General features: G+C 64.4%; 19 protein-coding genes. 8 read left to right on the top strand and 11 right to left on the bottom strand.

Annotated features, from left to right (window positions below):
• Nucleotides 1–78 precede the first annotated feature (78 nt).
• Nucleotides 79–2,418: a C69 family dipeptidase gene (locus tag FYJ68_RS01025; protein WP_154433464.1), complete on the bottom strand. Its 2,340-nt coding sequence runs from the start codon at nt 2,416–2,418 to the stop codon at nt 79–81.
• Nucleotides 2,419–2,707: 289 nt separating this feature from the next.
• Here FYJ68_RS01025 and amrA point away from each other — a divergent pair, with 289 nt between their 5' ends.
• Both amrA and amrS read left to right on the top strand, forming a co-directional pair.
• Nucleotides 2,708–4,108, top strand: coding sequence for an AmmeMemoRadiSam system protein A (amrA, locus tag FYJ68_RS01020; protein WP_154433463.1), 1,401 nt, complete (start codon nt 2,708–2,710; stop codon nt 4,106–4,108).
• Complete coding sequence (gene amrS, locus FYJ68_RS01015; RefSeq protein WP_154433462.1) at nt 4,105–4,968, top strand: AmmeMemoRadiSam system radical SAM enzyme; 864 nt, start codon at nt 4,105–4,107, stop codon at nt 4,966–4,968. Before amrA ends, amrS begins: the two co-directional genes overlap by 4 nt.
• Before the next feature lie 125 nt (nt 4,969–5,093).
• On the opposite strand, the gene pgi is transcribed toward amrS, so the two are convergent.
• Nucleotides 5,094–6,788: a glucose-6-phosphate isomerase gene (gene pgi / locus FYJ68_RS01010; RefSeq protein WP_154433461.1), complete on the bottom strand. Its 1,695-nt coding sequence runs from the start codon at nt 6,786–6,788 to the stop codon at nt 5,094–5,096.
• Between the two features lie 92 nt (nt 6,789–6,880).
• Entirely contained in the window at nt 6,881–7,348 is a 468-nt protein-coding gene (locus FYJ68_RS01005) for a hypothetical protein (RefSeq protein ID WP_229771934.1), read from the bottom strand.
• Nucleotides 7,349–7,651: 303 nt separating this feature from the next.
• Here FYJ68_RS01005 and trxA point away from each other — a divergent pair, with 303 nt between their 5' ends.
• A complete protein-coding gene (gene trxA / locus FYJ68_RS01000; RefSeq protein WP_154433460.1) occupies nt 7,652–7,969 on the top strand; it encodes a thioredoxin in 318 nt (105 codons plus the stop codon).
• A gap of 108 nt (nt 7,970–8,077) precedes the next feature.
• On the top strand, nt 8,078–8,734 hold the full coding sequence (locus FYJ68_RS00995) for a phosphatase PAP2 family protein (RefSeq protein WP_154433459.1): 657 nt from the start codon (nt 8,078–8,080) through the stop codon (nt 8,732–8,734).
• 5 nt (nt 8,735–8,739) lie between these two features.
• Here the strand turns inward: FYJ68_RS00995 and FYJ68_RS00990 are convergent, their stop codons facing one another.
• The gene (locus FYJ68_RS00990; RefSeq protein ID WP_154433458.1) at nt 8,740–9,690 is read right to left on the bottom strand and encodes a class C sortase; all 951 of its coding nucleotides are present in this window, start codon (nt 9,688–9,690) and stop codon (nt 8,740–8,742) included.
• A gap of 361 nt (nt 9,691–10,051) precedes the next feature.
• On the opposite strand from FYJ68_RS00990, the gene FYJ68_RS00985 reads away from it, so the two are divergent.
• Entirely contained in the window at nt 10,052–10,861 is an 810-nt protein-coding gene (locus FYJ68_RS00985) for a LytTR family transcriptional regulator (RefSeq protein WP_154433457.1), read from the top strand.
• 25 nt (nt 10,862–10,886) lie between these two features.
• Here FYJ68_RS00985 and FYJ68_RS00980 read toward each other — a convergent pair whose 3' ends face one another.
• The 5 genes from FYJ68_RS00980 to FYJ68_RS00960 form a co-directional block, all read right to left on the bottom strand.
• The gene (locus tag FYJ68_RS00980) at nt 10,887–11,357 is read right to left on the bottom strand and encodes a YfcE family phosphodiesterase (RefSeq protein WP_154433456.1); all 471 of its coding nucleotides are present in this window, start codon (nt 11,355–11,357) and stop codon (nt 10,887–10,889) included.
• Between the two features lie 16 nt (nt 11,358–11,373).
• Nucleotides 11,374–12,111, bottom strand: coding sequence for a LytR/AlgR family response regulator transcription factor (locus FYJ68_RS00975; protein ID WP_154433455.1), 738 nt, complete (start codon nt 12,109–12,111; stop codon nt 11,374–11,376).
• A 109-nt stretch (nt 12,112–12,220) separates the two neighbouring features.
• A complete protein-coding gene (locus FYJ68_RS00970; protein WP_154433454.1) occupies nt 12,221–13,591 on the bottom strand; it encodes a sensor histidine kinase in 1,371 nt (456 codons plus the stop codon).
• Nucleotides 13,584–14,810, bottom strand: coding sequence for a hypothetical protein (locus FYJ68_RS00965; protein ID WP_326832142.1), 1,227 nt, complete (start codon nt 14,808–14,810; stop codon nt 13,584–13,586). Before FYJ68_RS00965 ends, FYJ68_RS00970 begins: the two co-directional genes overlap by 8 nt.
• A gap of 6 nt (nt 14,811–14,816) precedes the next feature.
• Nucleotides 14,817–15,437: a QueT transporter family protein gene (locus tag FYJ68_RS00960; RefSeq protein WP_229771933.1), complete on the bottom strand. Its 621-nt coding sequence runs from the start codon at nt 15,435–15,437 to the stop codon at nt 14,817–14,819.
• A gap of 179 nt (nt 15,438–15,616) precedes the next feature.
• On the opposite strand from FYJ68_RS00960, the gene FYJ68_RS00955 reads away from it, so the two are divergent.
• The gene (locus FYJ68_RS00955) at nt 15,617–16,534 is read left to right on the top strand and encodes a YitT family protein (RefSeq protein WP_154433452.1); all 918 of its coding nucleotides are present in this window, start codon (nt 15,617–15,619) and stop codon (nt 16,532–16,534) included.
• A 28-nt stretch (nt 16,535–16,562) separates the two neighbouring features.
• On the opposite strand, the gene FYJ68_RS00950 is transcribed toward FYJ68_RS00955, so the two are convergent.
• Nucleotides 16,563–17,225, bottom strand: coding sequence for a hypothetical protein (locus FYJ68_RS00950; protein WP_154433451.1), 663 nt, complete (start codon nt 17,223–17,225; stop codon nt 16,563–16,565).
• A 235-nt stretch (nt 17,226–17,460) separates the two neighbouring features.
• On the opposite strand from FYJ68_RS00950, the gene FYJ68_RS00945 reads away from it, so the two are divergent.
• Nucleotides 17,461–18,117 (top strand): hypothetical protein, encoded by a 657-nt coding sequence (locus tag FYJ68_RS00945; RefSeq protein ID WP_154433450.1) that lies wholly within the window; start codon nt 17,461–17,463, stop codon nt 18,115–18,117.
• Nucleotides 18,118–18,177: 60 nt separating this feature from the next.
• On the opposite strand, the gene arcC is transcribed toward FYJ68_RS00945, so the two are convergent.
• The gene (gene arcC / locus FYJ68_RS00940; protein WP_154433449.1) at nt 18,178–19,140 is read right to left on the bottom strand and encodes a carbamate kinase; all 963 of its coding nucleotides are present in this window, start codon (nt 19,138–19,140) and stop codon (nt 18,178–18,180) included.
• A gap of 265 nt (nt 19,141–19,405) precedes the next feature.
• On the opposite strand from arcC, the gene gluQRS reads away from it, so the two are divergent.
• Complete coding sequence (gene gluQRS / locus FYJ68_RS00935) at nt 19,406–20,407, top strand: tRNA glutamyl-Q(34) synthetase GluQRS (RefSeq protein ID WP_154433448.1); 1,002 nt, start codon at nt 19,406–19,408, stop codon at nt 20,405–20,407.
• The last annotated feature ends 16 nt before the right edge of the window (nt 20,408–20,423 follow it).

Here is a 20,423-nt window from a genome sequence, read left to right as displayed (position 1 = left end):
CTCCCATGCTGTAAAAGTCCTTCCGACGGGCGGACGACCCACGCCCGCCGGAAGGTTTGAATCAGGCCACTTTGGTCACTAGTTCTGAGCCTTCACGCCGTACCAGGCGATGCCCTCCTGGTTCCAGCCGGCGTTGGCGAGCATCGTGTCCTCGTCCTTGTTGGTCGTGAAGTTGTGCGCGCCGGACTTGGCGTTGGGGTTGTACTCGCGGTACACCGGCACGGTCTGCGCGTCGTCCGAGTACCAGCCGATGCCCTCGTAGTTCCAGCCGGCCTTGACCAGCGAGTCCTTCTCGCCCGCGCTGGTGGTGTAGTGGTGGTCGCCCGCGTTGGGGTTGTACAGGCGGTAGACCGGGGTCTTGGACGTCTTGGGCGCCATCCAGCCGATGCCCTCGTACCTCCAGCCGGCCTTCACGAGCGAGCCCGCCTCGTAGGCGCTGGCGGTGTAGAAGTGCTCGCCGGAGTTGGGGTTGTACAGGCGGTACATCGAGCCCGCAGGGGCCGGGACGACGGGCTTGGAAACCGAGATCGTGGCGACCTGGGACTCGGCGGTGAGGCCTCCCTCGTTGGTCACGACGACCTTGTACTGCGCCTCTCCCTCGTCGGTGGTGGCGGGGGTGTAGGTGTCGGAGGTGGCGACCTTCTTCCAGGTCTTGCCGCCGTCGGTGGACTTCATCCACTGGTACGAGAGGCTCGTGCCGGCGGGGTCGGTGGCGTCGACGGACAGGGCGGTCGCGGCGTCCTTCTGCACGTAGCTGGCGCTCGCGGGCTGGCCGGTGATGGTCGGCGGGACGACCTTGGCGGCGTACTGCAGCGGGTCCTTGAGCGTGCCGTCGGAGCTGAGGTCGCTGGCCGCGAACTCCTTGGACTGGTCACCCTTCAGGTACTCGCGGACCTCGGTGCGCAGGGCCTTCGCCTTCTCGTATACACCGTGCGAGACGGCGTCAAAGGCCTTGTTCGCGGCGTCCGTGCGCTGATCGGAGGGCAGGGACTGCATGTAGGCGTCCACGACCTCCTGCTGGCTGTTGACCTCGGTCTGCAGGGCCTTGAGGTATGCAGCGACGCCGGAGCCCACCTTGTCGCGGTTGTTGTACGCCAGGGTGTTGAGATCCATCATCACGTAGTCCATGTTGTCACCGTTGGTGGTGGTATCCATGGCTGCCTTGACGTCGTCGTTGCGCTCGCTCTTGCCCGTGTGGCTCTGGTCGATGCCGTCGTACGTGCTGTACACGTCGGTGGGGACCTCGGTCAGCAGTGCCGAGTAAGACGGCACGTAGATGCTGAACTCGGTCCTCGAGAGGGCCTCCCACTGAATGGTCGCGATGTCCGCGCTCATGCCCTTACGGGTCTGGAACAGGTGGGACTCCACACCGCGGTTGTTACCGATGGCGTAGAGCTTGGTGTTCTTGTTGGCATCAAACTGCGTGCCCTCGCCGCGGGCGGCAAGCAGGCGCTGGACGTCGTACAGGGAGTAATCGCTGCGCCCGGGCGTGAAGAACAGCTGACGGGCATCCATGGAGAGCGAGTCCACGCGACCGGAGCCGTCGACGGTGAAATCGCTGTCGCCAAGTGCGGCTCCGAGGTAGGCGCGACCCTGGGCGTAGCGGGTCATCTGGTGGACGCCGGGGTTGGTGTCGCCGTAGGAGGTGGCAACGTCGAAGCTGCCATCGTCGAAGGTCGCGTAGCTATCGGCCTTCTTGGCAACGTCCTCGATGCCCTCGGAGTGCAGGCAGGTGCCCTGGTCGTCCAGGTTGACCTTGTAGCGCAGGTAGCCGATGTTGGGGTTGACGGAGGCGACGTTGTCCGCAACCTTGATAGCAATCCACTGGTGGCCGGAGAGCTGCTGGAAGTTCCAGACCTCGTTGTTGTCGCCAATCCAGATCTGGTTGTGCTCGGCGGTGCCGTACTCGTCCATCACCTTGCCGAGCTTCTCCACGCCGTCGCGCGCGGAGGTTGCCTCGCCCAGCACCACGTCGGCGAGGTTGTACTCGCCAATACCGTTGTCGGTCGCGGGATCAACCGCCATGACCTTGTCATTGGCATCGGTCGTGAGCGTTGCGGAGCAGGTCACGCCATTCTCGTTGATGCCGGCCTCGGAGTAGGGCGGGAAATCCATGCCCCAGTCGGCCTCGGTGTCGCGCACGTAGGTGTAGCGATAGGTGTGGCCGACGGTACGGTTGAAGTTACTCTCGCCGGAGATGTAGGTGCGACCATCGGTCTCGTCCTGGACGCCAAACACCTTGACGTGGCGGGAGGCGTAGTCCTCCTCGCGACCATAGATGGTGTCGCCGCTGGCGGTGAGCTGCGAGCCCACATAGACCTGGGTGCATGCCAGGGCCTCGATGGGAGCTGCGAACGCAAGAGCGGCGGTAACCGCAGAGGCAGCGACCGTCTTGGCAACGAGTCCATGTCTACGCATGGGCGTACCCCTTTCCACTCGGCCACGTTCAATCTGCGAGCCATGGCCAACCTATAAGAAACGAACATGTTTGAATGTACGACCTTTGTGTTGCCGCGAGGTTGATGAAACTTGTCTGAATGGTTGAACGTCGTTATTTTTCCGATAACTGGTCTGTAACATTCCGTTCACGCATGGCAGGAATCTGAAAACGTCAGCACAGACGTGGCAAAGTCACCCTCTCCCAAGGCGCATAAGGACCACCGGCACGGGGGATACCATCCTTGAACAGCGTCTAAGGGGGACTGCCATGGCCATTCTCGCCGCGTTTGCCGTACCTCACCCACCACTCATCATCCCTACGGTTGGACATGGGAGGGAGAGGGGCATCCAGTCGACCATCGACGCATACGATGAGGTTGGCAGGAGGGTCGCCGCCGTTGCGCCAGACACCATCGTGGTCTCGACCCCCCACTCGGTCATGTACCGCAACTACAACCACATCTCGCCGGGAGCGGGGGCGTCGGGAAGCTTCGCGCAATTTGGCGCACCGCAAACTCGCTATGAGGCAACCTACGACACCCAGTTTGTGAGCGCGCTCGCCGCCGCCTGCGAAGCCGAGGGCCTCTCCGCCGGAACGCAGGGCGAGAGGGACCCCTCCCTCGACCACGCGACTATGATTCCCATACACTTTATCCAAAAATACTACCGTGATTATAAGATTGTACGCATAGGACTCTCGGGCCTCTCCCCTTCCGCCCACTATCGTTTGGGTGCCTTGGTCCAGCGGGTCGCGAGCGTCCTCGGCCGTCAGGTGGTCTACGTCGCCTCGGGGGACCTTTCCCACAAGCTGTCCGAGGACGGCCCGTACGGCTTTGCCCCGGAGGGCCCTCGGTTTGACGAGCGCGTTGAGAGGGCGTTTGAGACGGGCGACTTCCTCCCGCTCCTCACCATGGACCGCGGCTTCGCCGACCGGGCGGCGGAGTGCGGGCTTCGCAGCTTCCAGATCATGGCGGGTGCACTCGACGGCACGGACGTTCGACCCGAGCTTCTGTCGCACGAGGGCCCGTTTGGCGTGGGCTACGCCGTCGCAGCGTTCACCCCCGTAGGCGACGAGGGAGCGGATCCCAAGCGCAAGTTCCTCGAGGCATACGAGGCATGCCACCGCAGGGAGATGGAAGCCCGCCGCGAGGGGGAGGATTCATACGTGCACCTCGCCCGTTCCACGGTCGAAGCCTTCGTGGAGAACGGCGCGAGGCCGATGCGACCGAGGGGGCTGCCGGAAGAGATGACCTCCAGGAGGGCGGGATGTTTCGTCTCGCTGAAGGAGAACGGCGAGCTGCGCGGTTGCATCGGGACCATTCGCCCTATGCGCGACTGCCTGGCGGACGAGATCGCGTCCAACGCCATCAGCGCCTGCTCGAGCGATCCTCGCTTTCCACCCGTGCGACCGGAGGAGCTGCCCGAGCTGGTGTACGACGTGGACGTGCTGGGCGACCCCGAGGCAATCGAGTCGACCGACCAGCTCGACGTCAGACGCTACGGCGTGGTGGTGAGCGCCCCCGACGGAAGGCGCGGCGTCCTTCTCCCCGACCTCGACGGCGTGGACACGGTACAGGAGCAGGTCTCCATCGCTGCGCGGAAGGGCGGGATAGACCTGGACCACGACGAGTGGTCGCTCGAACGCTTTGAGGTGGCGAGGCACGCATGACGGGCGAGGGGGCCGCGAGCGGCATCGCGACGTGCGACGTGTGCCCGCACCACTGCCGGCTGGAGCCCGGCGCCCTCGGTGCCTGCCAGGCACGGCGCAACGTTGGCAGCTCGGTCGCATGCGAAGCGTACGGGCGCCTGACCTCCATCGCCATCGACCCGGTGGAGAAGAAGCCCCTCGCCCGGTGGATGCCTGGCAGCCGCGTCCTGTCGGTGGGAGGGTATGGCTGCAACCTGCACTGCCCGTTCTGCCAGAACTGGCGGATCTCGCAGGCGGGAAGCGATGACGTCCGCTGGCGGGAGGTTGGGCCGGACGAACTCGTTTCCCTGGCCATGCGCGAGAGGGACCTCGACCCCCACATGGTGGGCATCGCCTTCACCTACAACGAGCCTCTGGTGTGTTGGGAGTACGTGCGGGACTGCTCCCGCCTGGCGCATCGCTCGGGGCTCAAGACCGTCCTGGTCTCCAACGGCTACGCCGAGCCACGCGTGGTAGACGAGCTTGCACCCCTGTTGGATGCCGCCAACATAGACCTTAAGTCCTTCTCCCCCGATTTCTACAAGCGGTGCGGGGGCGACCTCGACGCCGTGAGGAAGACTATACGGCGCCTGAGCGAGGAGCGCACGTGTCACCTGGAGGTCACGACCCTCGTCGTCCCCGGCATGAACGACGAGGCAGGGGAGATGGACGACCTCGCGGGATGGCTTGCGTCACTGCCAGGTGACATCACCCTGCACGTGACCCGCTTCTTCCCCAACTGGCGCATGTCCGACGCAAGCCCCACGCCCGTGCCAACGGTCCGGCACCTCGCGGAGGTCGCTCGCAGGAGGCTCCCACACGTCTTCGTGGGCAACTGCTAGGCGAGAGGGACGCGCCTCTCGCCCAGAGGCACTCCATCCATGCCGAATTCGTGCCGGACAGTTGGCGAGCGGGGCCGCCATGGACTAACCGCGACGGCCCCGCCTGGACGATGCCCGAAAGGCGACTACTTGCGATGGGCGCGATAGTAGGCGATGAGCGCCTTGGTCGAGGCGTCCTGCCCGGCGAGCGCCTGATCGTCGTGGAAGGCGGGCGTGATCTGTTTGGCAAGCTGCTTGCCAAGCTCAACGCCCCACTGGTCGTAGGAGTCGAGGCCCCAGACCGTCCCCTCCACAAAGGTGATGTGCTCGTACAGGGCGATAAGTTCGCCCAGGGCGTGCGGGGTCAGCGCCTCGCCAAAGATCGAGGTCGTGGGCCGGTTGCCCGTAAAGACGCGGGCGGGGACCATCCACTCGGGCGTGCCCTCCGCACGGACCTCGTCTGCCGTCTTGCCAAACGCCAGGGCCTTGGTCTGCGCCAGGAAGTTGCCGAGGAACAGCTCGTGCACGTCCTGTTCGCCATCCTTGGTGGGGTTGGGTGTGTTTGCAAAGGCGATGAAGTCGGCGGGAACCAGCCTTGTGCCCTGGTGGATGAGCTGGTAGAACGCGTGCTGGCCATTGGTGCCGGGCTCGCCCCAGAAGATCTCGCCGGTATCGGAGGTCACAGGGGTGCCGTCCCAGCGGACGCTCTTGCCGTTAGACTCCATCGTGAGCTGCTGCAGGTAGGCGGGGAAGCGGTGCAGGTACTGGTCGTAGGGGAGAACCGCGTGGCTCGCGGCGTGGAAGAAGTTGACGTACCACACGTTGATGAGCCCCATCAGCGCAACGACGTTCTTCTCGAGCGGGGTGTTGGCAAAGTACTCGTCCAGGTCATGGAAGCCCGCGAGGAACTCCTGGAACCGCTCGGGGCCAAAGGCGATGATGAGCGAGAGGCCCACCGCAGCGTCCACCGAGTAGCGGCCGCCGACCCAGTTCCAGAAACCGAACATGTTCTGGGTGTCGATGCCAAACTCCGCGACCTTCTCCGCATTGGTCGACACGGCGACGAAGTGGTGGCGGATGGCCTCGGCCACGGAATCGTCAGAGTCATCGATGGCACCCTGCGCCTTAAGCCCGGCGAGGAGCCATGCGCGCGCCTCGCGGGCGTTGGTCAGCGTCTCCAGCGTGGTGAACGTCTTCGAGACGATGATGACGAGAGTGGTCTCGGGGTCGAGGCCCTTGACCTTCTCGGCCATGTCATTGGGGTCGATGTTGCTGACGTAACGCACCGAGATGCCCGCGTCCGCGTAGGGCTTGAGCGCCTCGTAGACCATGACCGGCCCTAGGTCGGACCCACCGATGCCAATGGACATGACGTTCTTGATGGGCTTGCCCGTGACGCCCTTCCACTCGCCCGAGCGCACGCGTTTGGCGAAGGCGTACATGCGGTCGAGGACCTCGTGGACGTCCGCAACGGTGTCCTGGCCGTCAACCACGTACTTGCCCACGTCCGACTTGGGACGGCGTAGCGCCGTGTGGAGCACCGCACGGTCCTCGGTGGTGTTGATGTGCACGCCCCGGTACATGGCGTCGCGGCGCTCCTCAAGGTGCACTGCCTTCGCCAGGCCCACGAGGAGCTTGACGGTCTGGTCGTCCACCAGGTTCTTCGAGAGATCAAAGTGGAGGTCGGAGGTGTCAAAGGAGAGCTTGTCGACTCGCTGGGGGTCGCTCGCGAACCACTGCTTCAGGCTGATCCCCACGTCCTGGAGGTGGTCGTAGTGCTCCTGGAGCGCCTTCCATTCGGGGGTCTTCGTTGCGTCGATTGGTGCGGGGATGTCTGCCATCGTTGCTCCTTAGCTAGCCCAATGGATAACCTGCCACCCTCTATTTTGTCACTTAGAGACGACGTCTGCGCAGACTGCAGGACTAGGGACGATCAATAGGGCTCGCCGAGCGGGGGCAGCTGCTTCAGGCGCGCCCACATGAGCTGCTTCTTGCGAGGATCGGACAGCGCAGCGGAGAAGCCCCCCAGGTTCATGACGCGCATGCCCAGGATGGGTGCCACGTAGCCGGGCTCCAACATGGCAACGGGGAAGTCGGGGAGACGGGAGAGCTCGTCCGCGTACGCGGCCCTCATCACATGAGCGGCGGCCTCGTCGCACGCCACGAGCGTCGAGGGATCCAGCGCACACACGGCCTCCCGCAGCAGCATGGGGTCGAGGTCCTCCCCAGCAGCCGACGTGGTGGAGAGCGCCGCCCAGTCCTCCGGGGCATATCCCAGGTGCTCCAGCGACGCCCTTAGGGCCCGTCCGTCGGGACCGCCCAGGAGGGCACCCCCCGCTACCTCCTCGTCCGACAGCTCGCCCTTGGCGAAGACGTAGCTGCTAAACGCATTGCCTCCCATGATGACCCCCCTCTCTGCCAGGGAGGCCAGGTCGTGGCGCGCCTTGCGTAGATACGCCTCGTTCCTGTCGCGCCGGTTATATGCCACCTTATTACCAACCTTTTTTGTCCAAACTGTGCCGACAAGGCAAATCTTACGCCACGCCTGCAAGCCGTTGGGTATAAGCGCAGCAAGACAAGAAGAGGGAGACAAGCTGCCGGCAAGGTGCCCGCCGCCATCATCGTCGGGCACCCGGGACGTCGGAGCGCGGCCTCCCAGGATCGCCGTGGGTCCAAAGCCCACAGGCAAAGCAGAGGAGTTCTCATGGCCAACGCAATCACCGCACAGGACTTCGAAGAGAAGGTCGCCGCCTCCCCCAAGCCGGTCCTGGTAGACTTCTGGGCCTCTTGGTGCGGCCCCTGCCGCGCACTCGGCCCCGTCATCGAACAGGTGGCAAACGAGATGTCCGACAAGTTTACGCTCTACAAGTGCAACGTGGACGACGAGCCGGAGCTTGCCCAGCGCTTCCAGATCGTCTCGATTCCCACGCTCATCCTCTTCAAGGGCGGCAAGCCGGTCCACACCATGGTCGGCAACATGCCCAAGGCAGACCTCGTGGCAGAGATCAACGCCAACCTCTAGGCTCCACCACATTCATCGGCCGCATGCGTCAAACTGATGGCGAGGATGCCCCACGTACGGGCATCCTCGCTTTTTCGCAGCGCTAGGAACCCGAAAGGTGAGGCCTCAATGTCACGGCTCGCGCGTCTCGTCAGAAAGAACTTGCGGCTCATCGTGCTGGGAGTCGCCGTCATCGTGTTCATCGCCCTCCTCGAGGACGTCCACGAGGGTGACATCATGAGGCTCGACCTGGCCGCGTACCAGCTGTTTGTGGTCAAGATGCGGCAGCCTTGGCTCACCCCCATCATGGAGGCGATCAGCGAGCTGGCCCTCCCCGTCGTCCTGCTCGTGATGCTCCTGGTAGTCGAGGCGTTTGCCCCGGGGAGGCGCCCCGGGCTGTGCGCCGCGGTGAACCTCCTCTGTGCGGTCGGCCTCAACGCCCTCCTCAAGCAGATAGTGCAACGCCCCCGCCCCGAGGGATTCCGCCTCATCGCCGAGACGGGTTACAGCTTTCCGTCGGGACACTCGATGGTCGCGATGGCATTCTATGGGCTGCTGGCCTGGATGGTTTGGCACTACGAGAAGGACCGCTTTGTGAAGTGGCTCTGCGTCACCGGCTTCTGCCTGGTAATCGTGGCCGTGGGCCTAAGCCGCATCTACCTGGGCGTGCACTATGCATCAGACGTCATCGCCGGCTTCTGCGTGTCCATTGCGTGGCTCGTCGTCTACACGCGAGTGTTTGCGCCGCTCTTCCTGCCCGAGAGGGGCGAAGGGCAGGCGGACTGAGCACGCTACCCACGCCGACGTTTCCCGGTCGCCTTCGAAAGGCGCACCACGAGCACGACCATCAGCACGGCACCGGCAGCAAGGCCCACGTTGGTGGCAACGTCCTGAAACTGAAGCACGTCCATCCCCAGAATGGTCGTCTCGTCGGGCGTCTTTGGCACGGTCGAGCTGGCGGACGACCCCTCAGTTGCCTGGGGAGAGCCGCTCGAGAACGCTGCGTCAGCGGCTCTCGTTCCCGCACGATCGCAGTAGACCAGCAGACGGTGCGTGTGCTGGGGGTGCGGGTGACAGGTCAGGAGAGTCACCATGTCCCTGCCCGGCTGAATCCTCACGGACTCCACGTCGTCGGGGTCCACCACCTTGAATGCGGTCACCACATAGTCCAGATTCTGCCAGGGCGTGCTTATGTAGACGTGGTCGCCCACCATCAGGCGCTCTATGTAGTTGAACATGTAGCCACTGGAGAAGCCACGGTGCGCCGCCACGACGCAGTTGGAGTCCGTCTCGCCCAGAGGCGCGCTTGACCCGTACATGACGGTTGCGCCCTTGAGCATGTTCTGCTCGGTGGAGCCGAGGTACAGGGGCAGACTCACGTCCATCGCGGGAATCCTGATGCTTCCCACCAAGCCGTCGGGAAGCTCGGTCGCGGGGAAGCCCGCTGATGAGGCCGAGAAGCCCCAGGGGTCGTTGACCTGCGGGACCCTTCCGTCGCGAACGTCCTGGTTGTACTGGCTCAGATACTGCCAGGCGGCATCAAGGTCAACGTGCCCCTCCCCTGTCACCTCGGAGGATCCTGCGTGCAGGTCGTCCACCACCTTGATGGCCTGGTCCATCCTCCCCCGCGCCCTCAGATTCGAGACGCGAGGCCACGCCAGGAGGGTCATGCCAACCGCCAGAACGGCCATGAGCGCAATCGTCCCGAGGATGCCGTGGCGGCGGTGCGGTCGGGCGTGCATTCCAGCGTTCTCGCCGTTTAAAAGATGCCTTCCCCGCTCCACGTCTCCCCACTTTCGATCCCTCGCCAGGACCACCCGGTCAGCCCGGCACCTTCCTTCAGAGTAATTCTAGGAGGCATGAACTGCGCGGAGTGCGGCGGCGGAGCCTGGACGACACGCTCAAACCATCCATTGGTCTGAAGGTTGCCAAAAGATGTCCCAGCCGCCATCTGGCAAAACGTCTCGTCCGATTCTCGTTCAATCATTTGGGACATTGGATATATTCAGCTTAAAGAGTGCGAGAAGCATCCCAGCACCAAGGGGCAAAAGGCCCGCAACTCAAGACGCCATCTAGACGCGAGCGCACAAGGGGGGTGGCAGCATGAGACAAGGTACCCTTGCGCTCTCCGAGCGAATCTCTCGAGCGGCATGGGATGGTGACGGCAAGTCATGTCTCCCCTATCTCGCCGCCGACTTCTCCTTTGTGGGGCCCTTCAACAACGGCACGGGATTTGGGCCAGACGAGTTCATCCACTACCTCGACCGCATTCGCGGTGCGCTCAAGATGCTGGACACAAAGACCCGCACCGTCAGGCTCGTGTGGCGCGGCGAGCGCTGCGAGGTCGTCCTCCTTCTCGAGGACGTCATCTCCAAGTCCGGCAAGCACGTGGCAAGCTCCCGCTCCACCCTCGTGTGGCATATGGGCGAGAGGGACCAAGAACCTCAGCTCGTGCACATGCACGCCTCGATGCCAACACTTCAGAAGACCGGCAACGACCTTCAGGAGTTCTCCGCCATTCCGCAGACAACGACAGCGCAGCCCGCCTGGGGCTATCGCGGCGCGCGCCCCGTGGCGCTGCGCGATGCGAGCGGCGTCCGCCACGTTCTCAACTACGACGAGACCCTCTATCTGGAGGCGTCGCACCAGTACACGATCGTTCACCTACCGGGTACGTCGTTCAGGGTTCGCAACCCCCTCACCACGGTCCTCGAGGGGCTCCCGCCATTCTTTGTTCGCGTCCATCGCAGCTATGCCGTGAACGCGCGTCTCGTGGCGGGAATGAAGGGGCCGGAGGTCCAGCTGGTGGACGGCAGCACCGTCCGAGTTCCCGCCAAGCGGACCAAGGAGATGCGCGAGGCACTCCAAGCGGCGGCGGCCGAGTCGGCATTGCACGAGGAGAGCCTCTCCTAACGCGAACCAACGCCCAGGCAGCCTGCTACCTGGTGGAGCCCGTCCCCGACAGTTTGATGATGCGGGCGGAGAGGAGCTTTCCGTCCTCGCAGACAATGCGCCCGATGGTCGGCCCACCCGCACGGGGATAGGTGGGGCTCCCCGGGTTCATGACAAGCACGCCGGTGCGGGCGTCCCTCTCCACGTAAGGCCTATGCGTATGGCCACAGATTGCGATGTCGCAGGTCTCGAGGTCAAGGCGGTCGCGGTAGTGGCAGATCTCCCACCGCAGGCCATCGGAGAAGACCCTGGTGAGGTTGCGGACGCTGGGGCCGTACGAGTACCCGTAGTCGTTGTTGCCCAGGCACATGCGCACCGGTGCGATGCCTTCGAGCGTGCTCAGGTCGGAGTTTGAGCACATGTCCCCCGCATGGAGAATCATGTCGGCGCCGCTCAGGGCATCGAGGAGCTGCTGGGAGAGATACCCGTGGGTGTCGGAGACGATGTCGTAGCGCATGTGTCGCAGTCAGCCCCTACAGCCCCAGCGCGCGCTTGAGCGAGACCACGCGACGTCGCGAGACGGGAATCTTCTTGTCCTCCACGCCCTTGAGGCCAAGCTGGAGGATGCCGCTGGAGATGACCTCGACGTCCTCCACGTGCTCGAGGTTGACGATGTAGCCACGGTGAACGCGGAAGAAGCCGTGCGGAGTGAGCTTTTGCTCGAGCTTGGCGAGCGAGATGGTAGAGAGGAACCTGTCGTCGTCAGTGTAGATGCAGGAGTAGTCGTCCTTTGCCTCGATGTAGCGAATCTGGTTGACCGGGACGAGGACCTTCCTGCCGCCCTTCTCCACGGGAATGCGCTCGACCGACGCGTGCGACGGAGCGGCGGGCTTGACGCGCGACTCCACCTTATCGAGTGCGCGCATCAGACGGTCGGTCTCCACGGGCTTCATGAGGTAGTCCACGGCATCGACGTCAAAGGCCTCGAGCGCATACTCGCTGTACGCCGTGACAAAGACGACCGCCGGCGGGTTCTTGAGCTTCTGGAGCGCCTGCGCCAGCTCCATGCCCGACGTGCGCGGCATGGAGATGTCCAGGAACATGACGTCGGTACGGTGGTCGGAACCCTCCTTGCCCTTCACCAGGGCCTCGACCGCCTCGCGGGCGTTGCATGCCTCCTCGATGTTGTCGACTCGACCGGTCTCCTCGAGGAGGTAGCGCAGCTCGGAGCGAGCCGGGGCCTCGTCGTCCACGATCAACGCGTTAAGCATGCAACACACAACCTTTCGAATAGCGGAACGCCCCAGGGCGGCCCGTCGGTGCCTCTCCCCATCTTAACCCCTTGGCACAAGCCCCACAATTGGTGGCTCTTGTCCCAGGTCAGGCCTCCGCATGCTGCTGCGATGCAGGGGCGGCACCCACGAGGCGGAGGGTGACGCAGGTCCCCTCGCCCACCTTGCTCATGATCTCCACGCCCGAGCCGGCGCCATAGAATCGCTCAAGGCGCTCGGCAACGTTCTTTAGCGCGATTCCCGTGCCCTTCGAGCTGTCCGACGACTCCTGCGAGGATCCGCTCAGCAGGCGCTCGGCAACCGACTCGTCCATGCCAAGGCCGTCGTCTGCCACGGCGATCATGATGTCTCCCCCGTCCACAACCGCCTGGACGTCGATGTGCAGCGGCCCGTCGTCTCTCATGGCGTGGCGAACTGCGTTCTCCACGATGGGCTGCACGATGAACCCGGGAACAAGCACGTCGTCACAGCCCGTCTCGACGTTCTCGGTCTCGATGATGCGGTCCTCGCCAAAGCGCGCCTTCTCGATCTTGAGGTAGCGGCGGGTCTGCGCCAGCTCCTCCGAGAGCGGAATGGTCTGCTGAGAGCTCTGAAGCGTCTTGCGGTAGAACACGGCAAACTCGCGCAGCAGGTCGCGCGCCTTGGCGGGGTCGGTGCGGGTGAGGGAGGCGATGGTGTTGAGCGTGTTGAAGAGGAAGTGCGGGTTAATCTGGGCCTGCAGCGCCTTGACCTCGGCCCTCGCCGTGAGCTCCGCCTGGCGGTCGAGCTCGTATGCCGAAAGCTGGGTGGAAAGGAGCTCCGCGAGGCCTCGGGCGATGGCCAGCTGGGTGCGGTCGACCTCGCTGCCCCGCGCGTAATACAGCTTGATGGTACCCACCACATGGTCGCGAACGGTGAGCGGCGCGATGATGCCCATGGGATAGGGTACGGGGTCCAGGTCGCCGCGGGTACCCTCCTCGGCGACGCGGGGGTCCTCCTGCACGTCCATGTTGCTGAAGGTCTGCATGCGGCCGCTCTGTATGACCTGCATGGTTGGAACGCTGTTGGGGGTTCCGACGGCAGGCCCCTGCATCTCCACGCCAACGTAGGCGAGAAGCTTGGTGAGGTCCGTGATCGCAATGGCGGAGGCTGCCGTCTCGGGCAGCAGGAGCTGGCACACCGCCTTGCAGTCCTCCTCCGTGAGCCCCTCCGACATGTACTTGAGGGTACCGGAGGCAACACGCAGGGTACGCTCGGTGGCACGCGAGCGGAGGTCCTCCGGCTCAAGCATGCGGGCGGACACAAGCACGATGACCAAGGCGAGAAGCGCGCCCGCGGCAAGGGCGATGACGATGCCGCCACGGACGGGGCCAGAGTTTGCGGAAGCGAGCAGGCCCACGAGCGACAGGAGCAGCACCGCCCCCACCGCCACGGCGGCACGCAGCACAACGCCGCGCCGTGAGTACGTTTGGCTAACCATGCCTCTCCTCCCCCGCCTGCACCACGCCGCCCAGTCGCTGGAGCTCCTGGGCAAGGACCGGGTTTGCCCAGATGGCACCCATCATCTTTGACCAGTACGTCTGGAGCCTGAAGTAGCTCTCGCCCTCCCTGGCCGCCCACTCGCGCGCCTCCGCGTGCCCGTGCCTCCAAATCTGGAGGTACCTGCGGTGCTCCTTGCAGCCAATCGTACGCAGGAAGGCGGTGGTGGAGATGCGCCGGCTCACGCCTGGCGAGACCCATTCCGCGGGGTATGGCCTCAGCGACTCGGGCCTTACGGGATGCAGGCCAATGGACCGGTTGGCAACCTGGAGCTTGCTCGCCTCGTACTCCCAGCGGTACACGTCCTGGCGGAACAGGTCCACGCCCTCTCGCATGGGAGGGACCTTCCGCCACACCCACCAATCCTGGTCAAACCAAACGTCATACCCATAGATGCGGAGGTCGAGCACGTAGTCCAGGTCCTCTCCCCTGGTGATGAAGGGATCAAACGGGACGCTGCAGAAGGCCCTTGCGCCCACTGCCAGGCACCCGCCGCAGGCGTAGCTCGAGCGGGAGATGCGCGTGCCGCCCTGAAGGCGGTGCATCATCTGGTTGAACTCCACCCTCTTGGACCACCTGCGGTCGTACCAGCGGGGCTTCTCCTCCGTTGCATAGGCCGAGCCCTCCGAGTTGTGGTAGCAGCCGCTCTTCACGGCGATTGGAAGACCCTGCCTGGTCGCCAGGCCAAGCCCGTAGGCGGCGTTGATGAGAAAGTTCTCGTCGGCAACAACCTCGTCATCGTCCATGAACACAACCACGTCGTGGCCAAGCGCCGCTGCCACTGCAAGCCCCATGTTGCGAATCGCCCCGTAGCCGCGGAGAGACACCACGTCGCCCATCATGGTAGGCGAGACACGCGAGATGGCGCGCGCCATGAGGTCGGCCTCGCGAGCGCCAATGACAAGGGGGTTGAGGTCCGGGTGCATGCGGCACACAGCATTGACCCGCGCACGGGCGCCCTCCGCGCAGGACGCCTCGCTTATCACGAGGACGATGACGCGAAGGACGCCACGGACACCCTCCAGGGACTCCAGGCAGGTCTGGAGCTCGGGCACGGGCTTGGTTATGGGGGTGGCATAGTCGTAGACCCCCACCTCCCCCAAGGTGGAGGGCTCGTCATGACCGGTCCAGTACGACGGTATGACCACGACGGGATTCACTGTGGCTTACGCTCCTTCCGTCTGCACCCCCGCATCCCGCGCCAGGCGCTCGGGAAGCGGGCTGTCGCTCAGCGCCCTGTAGAGGGGCAGGCCGAGCACGTACATCACGGCCGCCTCGCCCAGACCCGTCGCGACGAGGCCAAAGAGGTACATGGGCAGATATGCCCCGTCCAGCGAGATGGATGTGAACGGGATGGCGTAGAAGCCCAGGCCCTGGAGCATGATGGGCAGGTAGGCGGGGACTATGAGCGCGTTGGCGATGACCGGCCCGAGGAGGGCGAGTCGGGGCCGGTCGCGAAGCCTCCAGCTCGCAAGGGCACCGAGCGCCGTGGCAAGGGAGCCAAACACGACGTCGAGCATGCCGAGCATGCCGGTTCCCCCAAGAGCGATGTTCGCGAGGTTGGCGATTGCGCACCCGAGCGCGAGACCCGGCACCGCATCGGGGGTGAAGAGGGCGAGGACGCAGACGGCCTCGGAGAGGCGGAACTGAACCGGCCCCCACGCGAGGCCGCCCAGGAACAGTATGCAGACGAGCGAGAGTGCCGCATACAAGCCGGCAATGGTCGAGATGCGGGCGATTCTGGTGGTGGACAGGTGCTTCTTAGTTGAGTTGGGAGAAGCGAACAACGTAGGGGCCTCCTTCGGCCGATTGACTTTCCCTGCACTCCGCAGGGTCATCACATTCTAAACCCCTGCCGCTCATGGGGCGACTTGCGACAGGGGGTCGAGGGGACGATTGACAAATAGATGGGACGGGGGCATGCTCGCGACCGTCGATGGCGCACGGGAAACAGGAGGAGCACGGCATGTACGTCCCACAGGAGCAACTCTCCCGCACCGAGATCGAGGAGGGCGAGAGAGCCGCCCGCAGGCGAGAGGAGCCGGGCCGCATCCAGTTCTTCCTCACGCTCAACCTCGGGCTCTTCCTCACGGCCATTGGCATCGAGGTCTTCAAGGCCCCCAACCACTTTGCCCTGGGAGGGACGTCGGGCCTGTCCATCATCCTCTCGACGCTCTTCCCCAAGTACCCCGTGAGCGCCTTCATGTGGCTGGTCAACCTCGCCCTCGTGCTCCTAGGCCTCGCATTCCTCGACCGCCGGACCATGGGCTGGACCGTGTTCTCCTCGTTCGCCCTCTCGTTCTACGTCTCGATCCTCGAGAGGCTGATCCCGCTCTCGGCACCACTTACCAACGACACGCTGCTCGAGCTCATCTTCGCGGTGGGACTCCCCGCAGTGGGGAGCGCGATCGTCTTCAATATCGGCGCCTCGACAGGAGGCACCGACATCCTCGCGATGATCCTCAAGAAGTACTCGTCGCTCCAGATAGGCAAGGCGCTCCTGCTGGTGGATGCAGCCATCGTCGCCACCGCAGCGGCGCTCTATGGGCCGAGGACGGGCCTGTACTGCATCCTAGGCCTGATCTCAAAGTCCTTTGTGGTCGACTCGTTCATAGAGAACGTGAACACCCAGAAGGTGTGCACCGTCATCTGCAGCAGGCCAAACGACGTGGTCGGCTTTTTGGTGAGCGAGCTGCATCGCACCGCGACGGTGCGCGAGGAGAGGGGCGCGTTCACGGGACGACCCGAGACGGTCCTGGTGACCGTGCTCTCGCGGCGCGAGGCCACGCGCCTAAGGATCTACCTCCGCGAGACGGACCCGCACGCCTTCATGACCATGGTGAACAGCTCCGAAATCGTCGGACGTGGGTTCCGCGGGATGTAGTGCCGTCGCACCCCACGGCACGCGCGGGCTAGTGCTTGCGCCTGTAGCTCTCCATGAGCTTGTCGTAGCCGCTGCGGAACCTCTCGCCCTGCTCTCCCGCGGCATCAGTCGCGAGAACCACTCCGTGCTCATCGGATACGAGAAACGCCTCGTCGTACTCGACCTCGCCGGACGCGACCTTGCGCGGCAGCCCGTCAACGCGCCTCACGGGAAGGCCCAAAGTCTTGGCAAGGTCCTCCACCAGCGTAGCAGCACCCGATGGCGCGCAGCCTGGCTCGATGCCCCAGTAGAACGCGCCGTCCCGGGCGATCCAAAGCGACTCGGGCCCCACGCCCGTCTCGTCCGCCTCGCGACTCGACACGGTTGCCCTGCCCACCAGGTCGGCGAGACTGGCTGCCGGCAGTTCGGTGTAGGGGCCCACGGTCATGGCTGCCTTGCCCGCGGAGTCGATGACGAGCATGAGGACGCCGTCGGGATGCTCCGCTGAGCCGTCCTCGAGCGTCCACTCTATGTGCTGCTTGGCCCAGGCGATGAGCTCCCTGCTCACCGGCTCGCCCCCGACCTTGCGTCGGGAGAGCGCCCTCAGGTGCCGGTTCTCCATGGGTAGCCGCCCCTGGCACAGGCGCCACCGGCAGACGATGGCGGGGTCGCCCAGCGTGAACGATGGTTGTGTCTCCTCTGCATAGGCCATGCCCGTGCCTCCGTGGGTCGAGAGCGTACGTCTTCCGTATCGTACCCATATGCGGGAGGCTGACGCGGGTGCCTCGCGCCCGGGCGGACGTGGGGCACGGAATCTGCCCCGCACAACGTCTTCCCTGCGGAGGCAGAGCCGACTACACCTTCCGCGCGTCTACCTCGCACAAGATGGGGTACGTGATACGGTAGGCATCAATCGGGAAATCTTTTGTTGCGAAAGGCGTGAGACAATGCCTTCGGTGAAGTTCCGGCCGTTCGCGGACGACGACTTCGAGTCCCTGTCCGACATCTATGGTCGCCTGTGGTGCGATGCGAGGAGGGAGGACGAGATGCGCCTCTTTGGCGCGGTCGCCGTCGCCACCTACCTCTCCATCTCGCCCCACTCTATCGTGGCGGAGCACGATGGCCGGGCAATTGGCTGCGCCCTGGGACGCGTGGCGGGAGAGGCCTCCCCCAGCCAGTGGCGGTGGCACCGAAACCTCCTCATCAAAGCCGCCAGGGCCTTTTACCCTGAGCTCTCAAGGCGGATGCACGACCAGCTGCTCGTGGATCGGCGCGAGCTTGATGTGGCCGCAACCTATCTGCAGAGCGACGACGACTGCACCTCCGCCGAGCTCAACCTTCTTATGGTCGACCCGGACACAAAGGGGCTGGGCGTAGGGGGCAGGCTGTTCGACCTCATGCGGCGAAAGCTGGACGCGGAGGGTGCCGACGGGTTCTTCCTCATGACCGACGACGAATGCGACTTCGCGTTTTATGACCACAAGGGGCTGAGCCGCCTCGCGTCGTATGAGAGCCAGACCGTACCCGGCGCAGAGGGCGAGGGGAGAGAGGTCAAGCTTCCTGGCATCTATATCTATGGGCAAACGTTCCGGCAGGAGAGATAGACATACGAAAAAGGGGGTCGCGACCCGAGTCGCGACCCCCTTGAGGCCTATTTTCTCGGACTACGCGTGGATGCGGGTGCCGGAGAGGCCTGCCATGGCCTCGGCCGCCTTGTCGAGCGAGCCGATGATGCAGACGCGGCCGGGGCGGGACTCCGCGAACTTGACGGCGGCGCGCACCTTGGGCTCCATGGAGCCCTTGCCAAACTGGCCCTGGGCCAGGTACTCCTTGGCCTGCTGGGTGTCGATGTCGGTGAGCTCCTCCTGGTTGGGCTTGCCAAAGTTGATGGCGACGTGGTCGACGGCGGTCAGCAGGACGAGCATGTCCGCGTGGCAGTCCTCTGCCAGCAGCTCGCCGCCCATGTCCTTGTCAATGACGGCCGCGATGCCCTTGTAGGCGCCCTTGTCGTTGTAGTCGCGCACAACGGGGATTCCGCCGCCGCCGCAGGCGATGACGATGAACTCGTTGTCGAGGAGGTTGAGGATGCTCTCGTACTCGACGATCTTCTTGGGCTGCGGGGAGGCGACGACGCGACGATAGCCGCGGCCGGAGTCCTCGACGAAGGTCATCTCGGGGTGAGCGGCCTTTTCCTCGTCCGCCTGCTCCTTGGTGAGGAACTGCCCGATGGGCTTGGTGGGATTCTGGAACGCGGGATCGTCGGGGTCGACCTCGATCTGGGTGACGACGGTGGCCACGTGCCAACGCTTGTAGGCCTTGTGCATGGCGGCACCGATGGCCTGCTGCAGGTGGTAGCCGATATAGCCCTGGGACATGGCGCCGCACTCGGGCAGGTCCATGGCGGGAACGGAGGGGTCGTCCTCGTGGGCGAGGGCAAAGGACTTCTGGATCATGCCAACCTGCGGGCCGTTGCCGTGGGTGATGATGATCTCGTTGCCCTGCTCGATGACCTTGAGCAGCGTGGGGGCAGCCGCGCGGACGCGGGCAATCTGCTCCTCGGGGGTGTTGCCGAGCGCGTTGCCGCCCAGGGCGATGACGACGCGGTTGGGCTTGCCAATGCTTGCCATGTCTTCCTCCTGTGTGTTGGGCCAAGGCACCATGCCAGGCCTGCAGACGAACCGTCCAGAATTATTACTATAACTTCGATATCAGTATTTTGTCGTGAAAATATTGGATTCTGTGAACGGTACCATTTTGGGAATTAGAGGTATCTACTTGCGTTAATCATTACGTAACGCATACTTTTTTCCATTAATGCAATACCATGTATTCACCGCAAACATATAGGCCCGCAAAAGGCACGGCACCGGGGAGGCGATACGATATAGGGCCATGACTACCTCTCTTCCACAAGACGCCACGCCCCAAGAGGGAGCCCCAAAGCCCCCCGCCGTAGGGCGCCTCGCCCCAACGCCGTCTGGCCGCATGCACCTGGGAAACGCGTTCTCGGCACTCGTTGCGTGGGCATCCGCCCGCTCGCAAGGAGGAAGGGTCATCCTGAGGATCGAGGACCTCGACCCACGTGCTCAGGACCCCCAGAACGCACAGATGCTCGTGGACGACCTTCGATGGCTGGGAATCGACTGGGACGAGGGTCCCGTCTACCAAAGCGACCGAACGGACGTCTACCTGCAACAGATCGATGCCCTCGCCCAGAAGGGCATTACATATCCCTGCTTCTGCACCCGTTCCGAGCTCCACGCCGCAACGGCACCGCATGCCTCGGACGGAACCTACCTCTATCCCGGCACGTGCCGTGGCCTTTCTCCCCGGGAGGTTGCCGAGAGGAGCAGGAAGAGAAGGCCTGCGACGCGACTCATGGTCCCTGCGGAGGACGACCCCAATGGCACCATCGTGTTCGAGGACCTGGGATACGGCGCGCACGAGGAGTGCCTGGCACATGAGTGCGGCGACTTTCTCATACGGAGAAGCGACGGGGTCGTGGCGTACCAGCTTGCCGTGGTCGTGGACGACTGCCAGATGGGCGTGACGGAGGTCGTGAGGGGCCGCGACCTTCTCCCCTCCTCCGCCCGCCAAATCTACCTCGCCGGGCTTCTGGGGATGACGCCGCCGCGCTACGGCCATGTACCACTCCTCGTCGCCCCTGACGGCAGGCGTCTCTCGAAGCGGGACCATGACCTGAGCCTCCAGGCGCTACGGGAGGAGAACGTCTCCCCCAAGGTGGTGGTGGGACTTCTCGCCTCGTACATCGGCCTTGCAGAGGGGGGAGAGGAGATTGACGCCGCCGATTTTGAGCGGCGCTTCTCCTGGGATGCCATTCGCTCGCACAGGGACGACATCCAAGCGGACGCATCCGCCCTGCTACCCAGATGACGCGGACGACAGGCCT

This window comes from Olsenella porci (assembly GCF_009695875.1).
Classification (GTDB): domain Bacteria; phylum Actinomycetota; class Coriobacteriia; order Coriobacteriales; family Atopobiaceae; genus Olsenella_H; species Olsenella_H porci.
Note: the sequence above shows the minus strand (reverse complement) of the source record. Positions and strands in the feature narration are given on the sequence as shown.